This is a genomic window from Bacillus timonensis, from assembly GCF_000285535.1.
Taxonomy (GTDB): Bacteria; Bacillota; Bacilli; order Bacillales; family Bacillaceae_L; genus Ferdinandcohnia; species Ferdinandcohnia timonensis.
Map to the genome: position 1 here is coordinate 607,912 of NZ_HE610987.1, position 12,347 is coordinate 620,258.

The 12,347-nt window shown below is 38.1% G+C and carries 10 protein-coding genes; 5 read left to right on the plus strand and 5 right to left on the minus strand.

All coding sequences use genetic code 11. The annotated features are described in order from the left end of the window. Positions 1–258: 258 nt before the first annotated feature. The 5 genes from BTHG_RS17300 (at position 259) to nikC (ending at position 5,993) form a co-directional block, all read left to right on the plus strand. The gene (locus BTHG_RS17300) at positions 259–1,263 is read left to right on the plus strand and encodes an ABC transporter ATP-binding protein (protein WP_010677997.1); all 1,005 of its coding nucleotides are present in this window, start codon (positions 259–261) and stop codon (positions 1,261–1,263) included. Positions 1,264–1,287: 24 nt separating this feature from the next. Then, entirely contained in the window at positions 1,288–2,268 is a 981-nt protein-coding gene (locus BTHG_RS17305; protein WP_010677998.1) for an ABC transporter ATP-binding protein, read from the plus strand. A 64-nt stretch (positions 2,269–2,332) separates the two neighbouring features. Next, positions 2,333–3,940 (plus strand): ABC transporter substrate-binding protein, encoded by a 1,608-nt coding sequence (locus tag BTHG_RS17310; protein WP_010677999.1) that lies wholly within the window; start codon positions 2,333–2,335, stop codon positions 3,938–3,940. 123 nt (positions 3,941–4,063) lie between these two features. Continuing rightward, the gene (locus BTHG_RS17315; RefSeq protein ID WP_010678000.1) at positions 4,064–5,068 is read left to right on the plus strand and encodes an ABC transporter permease; all 1,005 of its coding nucleotides are present in this window, start codon (positions 4,064–4,066) and stop codon (positions 5,066–5,068) included. Between the two features lie 22 nt (positions 5,069–5,090). Then, a complete protein-coding gene (gene nikC, locus BTHG_RS17320; RefSeq protein WP_010678001.1) occupies positions 5,091–5,993 on the plus strand; it encodes a nickel transporter permease in 903 nt (300 codons plus the stop codon). 127 nt (positions 5,994–6,120) lie between these two features. On the opposite strand, the gene BTHG_RS17325 is transcribed toward nikC, so the two are convergent. The 5 genes from BTHG_RS17325 to BTHG_RS17345 all read right to left on the minus strand — a co-directional run bounded on the left by BTHG_RS17325 (position 6,121) and on the right by BTHG_RS17345 (position 12,305). After that, positions 6,121–7,308 carry an amidohydrolase gene (locus tag BTHG_RS17325; protein WP_010678002.1) on the minus strand — a complete coding sequence of 396 codons (1,188 nt, stop codon included), beginning with the start codon at positions 7,306–7,308 and terminating at the stop codon, positions 6,121–6,123. 61 nt (positions 7,309–7,369) lie between these two features. Next, the gene (locus BTHG_RS17330) at positions 7,370–8,812 is read right to left on the minus strand and encodes an MFS transporter (protein WP_010678003.1); all 1,443 of its coding nucleotides are present in this window, start codon (positions 8,810–8,812) and stop codon (positions 7,370–7,372) included. Positions 8,813–8,988: 176 nt separating this feature from the next. Beyond that, complete coding sequence (locus BTHG_RS17335) at positions 8,989–11,097, minus strand: MMPL family transporter (protein ID WP_010678004.1); 2,109 nt, start codon at positions 11,095–11,097, stop codon at positions 8,989–8,991. A gap of 115 nt (positions 11,098–11,212) precedes the next feature. Beyond that, positions 11,213–11,788: a TetR/AcrR family transcriptional regulator gene (locus BTHG_RS17340; RefSeq protein ID WP_010678005.1), complete on the minus strand. Its 576-nt coding sequence runs from the start codon at positions 11,786–11,788 to the stop codon at positions 11,213–11,215. Positions 11,789–12,068: 280 nt separating this feature from the next. After that, positions 12,069–12,305 (minus strand): hypothetical protein, encoded by a 237-nt coding sequence (locus BTHG_RS17345; protein WP_010678006.1) that lies wholly within the window; start codon positions 12,303–12,305, stop codon positions 12,069–12,071. Positions 12,306–12,347: the final 42 nt, after the last annotated feature.

Consider the following 12,347-nt stretch of genomic DNA (forward strand, 5'->3'; position numbering starts at 1 on the left):
ATTCAGAATTTTTTAACTAAAATAATATTTCGAATTATATTAAATATTAATATAATAACTTCCCCTAAAAAACAAAAATAAAAGTGAGCGGATACATTACAATCATTACACCGTATACCTTTATTTGTAAAGATTTTCATCTTTTAAAATCGAGTAATTTTTCTTGAAATTCTGATTGTGAGGTGTATAATTATCTTTTGTTATTAATATATTACAAAAATTTTAATTAGTATCTTAATATAGAAAGGAGTGAACTTTATGGAAGATACTATTCTAGAAATAAAAGGCTTGAAAACTCACTTCCTCACTGATAGTGGAGCAATTCCTGCAGTAAACGGAGTTGATCTCTATTTAAAAAAAGGAGAAATTCTCGGAATCGTCGGTGAGTCTGGTTGTGGAAAAAGTGTAACCTCCCTTTCTATCATGCAACTTGTTGGTCATCCAGGAAAAATAGTGGGCGGTGAAATTTTATTTAATGGCGAAAATCTTGTTGATGCAAAAGAAAAGCGAATGAGACAAATTCGCGGAAACAAAATTGGGATGATATTTCAGGAACCAATGACATCATTAAACCCTGTATTCACAATTGGAAACCAACTAATCGAAGCTATTTTAATACATAATAAGATTTCGAAAAAAGAGGCACGAACAAGAGCAATCGAGATGCTCAACCTTGTTGGTCTACCAAGAGCTGACGAATTGATTGATGAATACCCTCATCAATTATCCGGAGGTATGCGTCAAAGGGTCATGATTGCTATGGCGATGGTCTGTAAACCTGAAATTTTGATTGCAGATGAACCAACAACTGCACTTGACGTAACCATTCAGGCCCAAATCCTTGAATTAATGAAAAAACTAAATAAGGAAACGAATACTTCTATCATTATGATTACCCATGACCTTGGGGTCGTTGCCGAAATGTGTGACAGAATCGCGGTTATGTATTCAGGAAAGGTTGTCGAAGAAGGAGATACTAAATCCCTTTTCAAAAACCCTCAACATCCTTATACAAAAGGGCTTATCGAATCTGTACCAGACGTTCGAACTAAAAAGGACAGACTATTCTCAATACCAGGAAGTGTTCCTATCCCAGGTTCAGTTAAAAAAGGCTGCCATTTTGCAGAAAGATGTCCATATGCATTTGATAAATGTAGAGAAGTTGCTCCTCAATTATTAGACGTTGGAAATGGACAACGTGCAAGATGTCATCTACACGAAACAGAAGAAAAGGCTGTACTCCTTCAAGGTGCATCACATTAATCAGTTTGTAAAGGAGGGAGAAAAATGCCCGAAACATTATTAGAAGTAAAAGACCTACAAAAACATTTTCCGATTAAAAGTGGAGTCCTTCAAAAGCAAACAGGTGCAGTAAAAGCAGTTGATGGCGTCTCTTTTCACCTACAAAAAGGAGAAACACTCGGTTTAGTTGGTGAAAGTGGTTGTGGGAAATCGACAACTGGTCGGATGCTAATGCGTCTACTTGAACCTACTGGCGGAAAAATTATTTTTGAAGATAAAGATTTAATGGCTCTATCAAATTCTGAAATGCGAAAGATGAGAAAGGATATCCAAATGGTCTTCCAGGATCCTTTTGCTTCTCTAAACCCAAGACATACTGTTGAACAAATAATTGAAGAACCTTTAATTGTTCATGGTCTTGGTAATCGACAAGAAAGAAAGAAACGAGTCCGGGAATTACTAGAGATTGTTGGCTTAAACTCCTACCATGCGAAACGTTATCCACATCAGTTTAGTGGAGGTCAAAGACAACGGATTGGTATTGCACGCGCTTTGGCTGTTAAACCAAAGCTTATTATTGCTGATGAACCTGTATCAGCTCTTGACGTTTCCATTCAATCTCAGGTTTTAAATCTACTTGAAGATTTACAAAAAGACTTTGATTTAACTTATTTATTTATTGCCCATGACTTAGGTGTTGTCCGTCATATCAGTGATAGAGTTGGAGTGATGTATTTAGGAAGAATCGTAGAATTAACCGATAGTGATCGATTATACGAATCTCCTAAACATCCTTATACAGAGGCACTACTCTCATCTGTTCCTATTCCGGATCCCGAACACCAGCAGGAGCGAATTATTTTAAGTGGAGATGTACCTAGTCCATCAAATCCACCTACTGGATGTCCGTTCCATACGCGTTGTCCGAAGGCAATGGACATTTGTAAACAGGTTGTTCCTACACTCCAAGAGGTAGAGCACGGTCACTTTACCGCTTGCCACCTTTATGGAGAAGAGCAAATATAAACAAGCAACGTGAGTCAGCTTACGATTTACATTGCACAAAGATGAAAATTTGGAGGGGAAAATTATGAAAAAACGTTTCTTACAAACGTTAGTACTATTTGTTGCCCTATCTGCCGTATTAATGGCTTGTGGCAGCAAAGACGCAGATAATGGCGATTCTTCATCATCAGCTAAAGATGAAGCGCAAACTACTTTAATTTACGGTCGTGGAGCTGATACAACTTCACTTGATCCAGGTGTTGTAACAGATGGTGAATCACTAAAAGTTACAGAAAACATTTTTGATACTCTATTAGATTATGAAGAGGAAACAACAGAGGTTAAGCCTGCATTAGCAACTGATTGGACAATCTCAGATGATTCATTGGAGTATACCTTCAAATTACAAGAAGGTGTTAAATTCCATGACGGTACAGATTTTAATGCTGAGGCTGTTGTTTACAATTTCGAACGTTGGATGAGCGGCGGTACAGATGGCGCATTCGTATACTACGCTGCAATGTTCGGTGGCTTTAAAGATGACGAAGGACATGTGATTAAATCTGTGGAAGCGGTGGATGACTATACTGTAAAATTCACTCTTAAACGTCCACAAGCACCATTTTTAAACAACCTAGCAATGGGTCCTTTCGGAATTGCTAGTCCAACAGCGATTAAAGAACAAGGTGATAAATTTGGTGAAAATCCAGTTGGTACTGGACCATTCGTTTTCAAAGAATGGAAACGAAATGACACAATCACTCTTGAAAGAAACGAAGAGTATTGGGCTGGAACTCCAAAACTTGAAAAAGTAATTTTTAGAGTCATCCCTGATAACTCTGCTCGTCTTACTGCTTTAAAAACAGGTGAAATTGATTTAATGGATGGAGTAAGCCCAAGTGACGTTTCACAAATCGAAAGCGATTCTGCATTACAAGTATTACTACGCCCTGGTATGAACATTGGTTACTTTGGTTTTAACACTGAAGTAGAGCCATTTAATAACCCAACAGTACGTCAAGCACTTAACTATGCTGTTGATAAACAAGCAATTATCGATACATTCTATGCTGGAAATGCGGATGTTGCAATTAACCCATATCCTTCATTCATGCCAGGATATAATGACGAAATCGAAGGCTATGCATACGACTTAGACAAAGCAAAAGAACTTCTTGCTGAAGCAGGATATCCTGATGGTTTCAAAATGGAACTTTGGACTTTCACGAACCCAAGAGATTATATGCCTGAACCACAAAAAATTGCTGAAGCAATTCAGGCTGACTTTGCAAAAGTTGGTGTAGAAGTAGAAATCGTAACTTACGATTGGACTACCTTCCTTGAAAAAGTTCAAAATGGTGAGGCACAATCATACCTCGCTGGTTGGATAGGTGACAACGGTGACCCAGATAACTTCTTATATGTATTATTAGACCAAGATAGCATTGACGGAAATAACTATTCTCGTTATGCAAACCAAGAGCTTCATGATCTTCTAATTTCAGCACAAACTGAAACAGACGAAGCGAAACGAAATGACATGTACAAACAATCCCAAGAAATCGTTCATAACGATGCTCCTTGGATTCCAATCGCACACGCACGTGCAGCTTTAGCTGCTAGCAGCAACCTTAAAGGATTTGTCCCACATCCTACAGGTGTAGACAAATTTACAAACGTATATTTTGAATAATCATTAAGAAGGGGAGTCTTGTTACTCCCCTTTTTTGAGAAAAGAGCAAGGCGCTTGAAACTTGACATCAAAAACTAACTACGAAATTTTACACATACTTATCCATAAAAAGGGGTGAACAGAATGCTCTCATATACGGTTCGCCGTTTATTCATGTTAATTCCGGTTTTATTCGGAATGTCTCTTATCGTGTTCTTTATGCTACGGCTTATCCCTGGTGACCCAGCAGATGCAATATTAGGTGAAAAAGCATCACCCGCCGCCAAGGAAGCATTGACCCAGCAGCTCGGGTTGGACGAGCCATGGTATACACAATATGTTTCGTACATCGGTGATTTATTACAAGGTGACTTGGGAGAATCCCTTCGTACCCGCTCACCTATTTCTGAAGAAATTTGGCCGTTTTTAGCTGCGACCTTTGAGCTTGCACTCGTTGCCATGATTATTGCCGTTGTAATCGGTGTAAACGCAGGAATCATTAGCGCATGGTTTCAAAACTCATGGTTTGATTACACAGCGATGATCCTTGCACTTATCGGAGTCTCCATTCCAATTTTTTGGCTTGGGCTAATGGAACAATGGATTTTTGCACTAGAGCTAGACTGGTTACCGTCTCTTGGAAGAGAGAATATACGTGATCCAATTGAACCAATCACGCACTTATTTTTACTAGATACCTTAATTCAAGGGAATTTTGACCAATTTGTGGTCGCATTGAAGCACTTAATCTTACCAAGTATTGCATTAGCAACCATTCCGATGGCGATTATTGCTAGAATGACAAGATCAAGTATGCTAGAGGTTATGCGTTCAGACTACATCCGAACAGCAAGAGCAAAGGGTCAAAAAATGTTCTGGGTTGTTTATAAGCATTCATTAAAAAATGCATTTATTCCCGTTTTAACGACAATTGGACTTCAAATGGGACTTCTTCTAGGTGGGGCTATTCTTACTGAAACGATTTTTAGTTGGCCTGGAATCGGAAGATATATTTATGAAGCAATCGCATTTAGAGATTACCCCGTTGTTCAATCCGGCGTATTACTGATTGCAGCTATTTTCGTATTTATTAACTTAATTGTTGACTTGCTATACGCAGTATTTGATCCACGAATTAAATATCAATAATGGAAAAGAGGTGGAATTGCACATGGCTGAATTAGCTCCCGGGCAACAATCTAACGTGTCAAAACCTCAAACGGATGATACCGTAGTTTCTCCCTGGAAAGATGCTTGGAAGGGATTTAAAAAGAATCGATTGGCTTTAGTTGGTACTGGAATTGTTGCCTTCTTTATTTTGATTGCCATTTTTGCCGATGTTCTTGCTCCTATGAGTTACAAAGAATCAATTCTAGCAGATAGTTTACAACCACCATCTGCTGACCACTGGTTCGGAACAGATGATTTAGGGAGAGATATTTTTTCTCGAATCATTTATGGTGCAAGAATCTCGTTATGGGTTGGTTTTTTCGCTGTACTTGCCTCTGCGATCATTGGTTCTTTACTTGGTATTCTTGCAGGCTACTACGGGAAATGGGTTGATATGCTTATTTCTAGGATGTTTGATATTTTACTTGCATTTCCAAGTATTCTTTTAGCTATTGCGATTGTTGCTATTTTAGGACCATCCCTACAAAATGCATTAATTGCAATTGCAATCATAAACGTACCAAACTTTGGACGACTTGTACGATCAAAGGTTATTAGTATCAAAGAAGAAGAATTTATTATGGCCGCAAAAGCAATCGGAATGAAAGATGCTCGAATTCTTTTAAAGCATATTCTTCCAAACAGCATAACACCGATTATCGTTCAAGGTTCACTTGGAATTGCAACCGCTATTCTTGAAGCAGCTGCTTTAGGATTTCTAGGCTTAGGTGCACAAGCTCCTGAACCAGAATGGGGAAGAATGCTAAGTGACGCAAGAAGCTATATTCAACAAGCACCATGGACACTTATTTTCCCTGGTCTTGCGATTATGTTGACAGTATTAGGTTTTAACTTAATGGGTGACGGTCTTCGCGATGCACTGGACCCTAAAATGAAAAACTAAATGACATGTCTCAAAAAGGCACAGTAGGCAGGTGAAGAAAAACTAAATTGCTTTTCTTCACCTGTTTTTTATTAGCCCCCTCCTACTTAAAAAGCCCACCCAATATGTTTGGATGGACTTTTTCCATTTACTCTACTTCATAATACCCACAAACAACATATCCCACTGCTTTTGCAGCAACAAGGAGTGCATCCTCATCGATATCGAATTTTGGATGATGGTTGAAATACGGATCTTTTTCTCCCTTAGGCGTACATGCAATGTAGAAGAAACAAGAAAGGAATTTCTCTGCATAATAAGCAAAGTCTTCCGATGGTGCCATCGGTGGAAATTCCTTTACTTCTTTAATGTCTTTGTCATTTGCATTTTTTAGATATTCTGCGACTTTTTCAGTAATTTCAGGATCATTATATAACGGTGGATAATCATTTTCATACGCAAGCTCACATGTTACTCCAAATTCTTCTTCAATTCCTTTTACTATACGTTTTACTTCGTGTTCAATTTTTTTCTTCGTTTCATCAGTCATATAGCGTATGTCTCCTTCGAGCTCAACGCTATCTTTGATGACATTAAAAGTTCCTTTTCCATCAAATGAACCTATTGTAATGACACCATTTTCAAACGGGCTTAGACGACGACTAATAATCGTTTGAGCGGCTGTTACAAAATGGGCTCCTGCCACGATGGCATCATTCGCTAGATGTGGTGATGAGCCATGTCCACCTCTACCTTGAATTTTTAATTTCATATATGCCCTGCCATTGAAAGAATATCCTGAATGATACCCGACCACTCCTGCTGGTCCAAGTGGTAGCAGATGGATACCAAATACATTATCTAAATCATCAAGAATACCAGATTCAACAATACTTTTCGCCCCGCCCGGAGGAACTTCTTCGGCATGTTGATGTATAATTTTGATAGTTCCTGGTATTTCATCTTTTAATTGGATTAAGCAATCCGCTAACACTAACAAGTATGCAGTATGACCATCATGACCACACGCATGCATCACGCCCTCATTTTTTGATTTAAATGGCACATCGGCCTCTTCAATGATGGGTAATGCATCAAAATCCGCACGGAGACCGATACTTTTACCTGGCTTTCCACCCTTTATTGTGACAACAATCCCGAAACCATTTCCAACATTGGATTGAACCTCTACGTCTTTCCCTTCATAAAAATCAAGAATGTATTGTGCTGTCTTTTCTTCTTTAAAAGAAAGCTCTGGATGTTCATGAAGATGTCTTCTTATTTCAATCATTTCATCCTTACGAGATTCTAACATTTCCATTAATTGCTCTTTCATTGTTCTGTACTTCCTTTCATATGTATGAAAACACCACTATCATCGGTGTTTTCACTTTTCATTATTCTGGAACAGGCTCTCGAGTTGTTGACTTTTTTGAAGTATGATTTGAGTTAACCTCTTTCGTCGATCTACCAGCATCTTTTGGCACCATAACGATTATCGATAAAATAGATAGAACACCAAAGATTACATTGACAATGATACCGACGGTTGCTGCCCATTCCAGATTACCAGTAGCTGCGACTGCAGCGTAAGCCGCTGTCGAAATCGCTACACCAAATGCACTTCCAAGTGAACTTGCCATTTTATAAACACCAGCAGCCTCTCCAACCTTATCTGCTGGAGCATTAGAAACAGATGTATCTGTCGACGGAGTCGCGTAAATGCCAAGACCAAGACCAAATAAAGAAAACCCAATGAACACCACAATTGTGTATGTAAGGCCCGGTAAGAATGTTAAACCCATCATCCCAACACCAACCGTGGTAATTACAGCACCCCAAATCATTGGTAATTTTGCGCCAACCTTTTGTAAAATTTTCTCACCAACGCGAATCATTGCCAGAACAGCTACTAAATACCCTAATGATAACATTCCTGATTGGAATGAGTTAAACCCCCGCCCAACTTGTACATATGTATTCGCTACGACTAATGTACCCGCAATGGCATTCAATAAGAAATTAGAAACCGTGGCACCTGTATATGGAGCATTTTTAAATACGGCAAAGTCAATTAGAACAATCTCCTTACTCCTTTCGACTTTTATGAATACCAGTATACCAATAATTGTTACAGCTATAAGACTTAGCGAAATAGGGCTTGTCCATCCCAAATCTGCCCCGTATGTAATAAATACATTCAACGCAATCATTGTAACGATAAAAATGGCTAACCCAGAGTAATCGAATCTAAAAGCACCTGAAGATGGTTGTTTACTTTCTGGCGTATCTTTCAGCAAAAACATACCAACAATTGCAAAGATAATCGAAAATACGAAAATCCATCTCCATCCTAATGAGGTGGCAATTGTACCACCCGCAAAAGAAGCAATCCCTGAGCCTCCCCAAGAACCAATCGACCAGTAACTCAAGGCACGTTGCCGCTCTGCCCCTTCAAAATAAGCTTTCATTAATGCAATTGTAGAGGGCATGATACACGCAGCTGAAACACCTTGAATAATGCGTCCAATAATTAATAATACAGACCCTTGGGCTAAAACAAGGCAAAGAGAACCGACAATACTTAAAATAAACCCAACATAGGCAATCTTCTTACGTCCTAATTTATCTGCAAGACCACCGGCAGCAACGATAAACATTCCCGAGAATAAAGCTGTTAAGCTTATCGCAATGTTCAATGTTCCTAATGATATCCCTAAATCCTCTTGTACGGTCGGGACGACATTCACCATTGCCTGAGCAAATAACCAGAATGTTATGACACCGAACACAATACCGATTATCATTTTATTTGTACCTTTATAAGAACCTGATTCCATCAATAGATAACCTCCTTTGAATTTATATTTCCCGTACCCGGTTATCTAATTCTGACAAATACGTGAAGATGGAATATCATTTTAAACTACAGTTTTTACTGTCTACAGACCTAACTCGCACTCTTTCATGGCAAAAAAAAGGCCTACATCCCCATCGATACAGGCCCTTACTATCCTTATTTTTCTTTACTTACTGCCTTATCCTTCTCTAATAAAACGAGTAATCCAGGTAACAATACTCCTCGAATTAAGAATGTATCTAAAAGAATTCCTACCGCTACAATAAATCCGAAGACAAATAATAATTGAACCGGCTGTGTCATAAGAACAGCAAAAGTTGCAGCTAAAATGACACCAGCAGATGAGATGACTCCACCTGTTTTTGCAACAGAAATTTGTACCGCTTCTTTTACTGAATGGTTTCTTCTTTCTTCTTGGAATCTTGAGATAAGCATAATGTTATAATCAATTCCAAGTGCAACTAGGAAAACAAATGCATATAGTGGGACTCGATTTGCTATCGTGTCGATATCAAAGAATAAGTTTGTTAAAAACATACCTAATCCTAATGCTGCTAAAAATGAAACTAAGATTGTACCCATCATATATATCGGCATTTTAAACGACTTTGTTAAAACGATTAACATCCCAAAGATTAAGATTGTTTCAAGTATGACGATTAAAATAACATCACGGTTATTGGTTGAGCGGTCATCAACTTTAGTCGCCGTTTCACCTGCAAAATAGAGATTTCCGTCTACATTAGCATTTGCTACTATCGTATCTGAGTTATTAATCAGTTGCTCCATCGCATCCATTGTTTTTACGTCGTAAGGACCCTCTTCAAAAGTAAGACTAAAATTCAGAACCCGATTTTCTTCTGCTGCTCCATTTATTCTCACATCACTTACAAGCTCTTGATCTAATAACTCTTGACGTAATGCATCTTGCGCTTCCTTCGTTACAGTTTCTTTTCCTTCAAATATGACTGTTGATGGTGCGAGATCACCTTTCGCAAATTTCTCCTCAATTAATTCATAGCCTTGCCTTGATGGCATATCCTCCGGAAACGACTTCATTGTATCAAACTCATAAGTTAGGTTGAACATATTAGCGGCAGAGATCAACAAAAATAAACCAATAATTCCAACAGATAGCCCTGGCTTTTTGACAACTAGCCGACCAACCTTGCTCCAAATAGAATTATTTTTTACCTTCTCATCCCCAACTTTCGGAACCTTTGGCCAAAATGACTTTCGTCCAAAGAGTGTAAATAAAGCAGGCACTAACGTAACCGATGCAATCATTATGATAACCATTGTTGTAGCAAAAGTCGGAGCAAAATTACGATAATCTCCGAGGTTTGCAAAGAATAACACAAGCATTGCCGCCAACACCGTTCCACCTGAGAAGAAGACTGGCATTCCCACCTCTCTCATGGCCGCTCTCATGGCATCATATTTACTTTCATAATTCTTGAGCTCTTCACGAAAACGAGAGAATACAAACAAAGAATAATCTATTACTGCCGCAAATAAAAGAATCGACATAATCGATATTGTTTGATTACTTAACTGTAAGCCAGCCTTTCCTAGTATACCTAGTGATTGCATAGCCACTTCATATACAAAAACGGCTGCTACTAATGGGATTAAAGCTAATAGCGGTGAACGATAAATCACAATTAATAATATAAGGATTAACCCTACAGTTGAGAAAATCAATACAAGATCTGCCCTTGAAAATAAATCTAGCGAGTCAGTTGCAATTCCCGCTGGCCCTGTGACATACAAGGTTAGATCTGAATTGTCTTCAACGACCTTTATAATTTCATCTTTCGAATCGCCAATTTCCTTTGTTTCTAGGGAGTCATCAAATATGATTGGAAGTATAGCGGTTGATTGATCCTCTGAAAAAAATCCCGCTGCAGCCTGTGGTGGTAAGGTCGATAAAGGAACTACCTGTTCTACCCCAGGAATCGCAGCATTTTCAATCACATTAAAAACATCTACAAGGTCCTGGAAATCAAATTTTTCTTCATTCGATTGAAACACTAATATTCCAGGTGTCCCATTACTATCCTTAAAATACTCATCTACCTTACTTTGAGCAATTACCGACTGCGCATCAGCAGGTAGAGAATCAATCCTTGAGACCTCGTAATCCTTTGCGTTTGGCGCAAAAACCGCCAATGCCATCGTCATAATAAGCCAAACAGCTAATGTAACCCACATTCCCTTTTTGGTAGTGACTTTATCTGTAATGGTTTGTAAAAAATGTTTCAAAGTATACTCAACCCCCACCTCTTGTATTAGAAAGTAACACTCGTGTCACTTTACTTTTAAAAAAATTGACACTGTTGTCACGATAATTATATTTGCAAAGTAACACTTGTGTCAATTAGGATTCTTTGAGGATTCCATGACAAATCATATCTTTAATCGATTGAACCCAGACTTCATAGGGAATGTCAAAATGATTCGGAATCGCGATGGATTGAAAAATGTAACCTAGTACAACAGGTTCAGGGATATTGGGATTCAAAATTTGTTTCTTTTTACCTGATTCAATAAAGCCCTGTAAATAATGGTACATCTTAATGTGGTATGTTTCGAGTCTTTCTTTATTTTCTTTCACTTTTTTGTTAATATTTACCGGGACACGTTTTCCAATTTCAATAAGATGAGGAAGCTCTGGATTCTTAAACATGAGATTTAGAAGAAAATCAAACTGTGCATGAAACTCGTCAATTGAGTTGATTTCTTTTAGACTTTGGAGAAATTCCTCCATTTTATAAAGCATATAGTCCGTGATCAGTTCTTCCTTATTTTCAAAATACTTATAAATCGCGCCACGGGAAACATGTAAATGGTCCGCTACCAAACTGAACTGGAACCCTTCATAATTATATGCTAGAAGAAGCTCCTCAGTTGCTTGATATAGTTCCTCAGTTGTAAATTTACGTTCGCGTGCCATGTGTCCTTCACCCCACCCCATTATAAAACAATATAGTAGAAAAGAGAATGAGTTGACTTGGCTTTGCCATATTCTCACATTAATTTTGTGACTAGTACAGCGATTATCTTGACAGATTCGCCGATACCAAATTCGTTCAATCAAACGTTTGATTGAATTTGCATGTCATTGATATATCTAGGATAACCCATTAAACAAACGTTTGTTTGAAAATGGGTTTTCTAAAGAATAGTCGAATAGTACAGATTGATTTTAATCAATTTTTTCCGAAAACAACTACTTACGGAAGCATGGACAATTTCTCTTCATATCGCTTTTCATTGAAGGGAACTTGATTTTTTAAGAGATCATACATTTCTTCAACAAGCACCCTGCCTATCATTTCTTTGGACTCTACCTCAGATAAACCCGAGTTAACTAAACGTTCCAATGTTTCTTTCGTACACTTCGGGTCATTTATGTTGATTTGATTATCTACAATTTCCAGAATCTTAGATTTCAACTTTTCATTTGCCATTGTCTTTGCCCCTCCCTGTTTAAGTTTGTTTATCTATTTCCT

Excerpts from the sequence above, each read along its gene's own strand:
- BTHG_RS17300 (WP_010677997.1), top strand. The coding sequence starts at position 259 with ATGGAAGATACTATTCTAGAAATAAAAGGCTTGAAAACTCACTTCCTC.
- BTHG_RS17305 (WP_010677998.1), top strand. The coding sequence starts at position 1,288 with ATGCCCGAAACATTATTAGAAGTAAAAGACCTACAAAAACATTTTCCG.
- BTHG_RS17310 (WP_010677999.1), top strand. The coding sequence starts at position 2,333 with ATGAAAAAACGTTTCTTACAAACGTTAGTACTATTTGTTGCCCTATCT.
- BTHG_RS17315 (WP_010678000.1), top strand. The coding sequence starts at position 4,064 with ATGCTCTCATATACGGTTCGCCGTTTATTCATGTTAATTCCGGTTTTA.
- nikC (WP_010678001.1), top strand. The coding sequence starts at position 5,091 with ATGGCTGAATTAGCTCCCGGGCAACAATCTAACGTGTCAAAACCTCAA.
- BTHG_RS17325 (WP_010678002.1), bottom strand. The coding sequence starts at position 7,308 with ATGAAAGAGCAATTAATGGAAATGTTAGAATCTCGTAAGGATGAAATG.
- BTHG_RS17330 (WP_010678003.1), bottom strand. The coding sequence starts at position 8,812 with ATGGAATCAGGTTCTTATAAAGGTACAAATAAAATGATAATCGGTATT.
- BTHG_RS17340 (WP_010678005.1), bottom strand. The coding sequence starts at position 11,788 with ATGGCACGCGAACGTAAATTTACAACTGAGGAACTATATCAAGCAACT.
- BTHG_RS17345 (WP_010678006.1), bottom strand. The coding sequence starts at position 12,305 with ATGGCAAATGAAAAGTTGAAATCTAAGATTCTGGAAATTGTAGATAAT.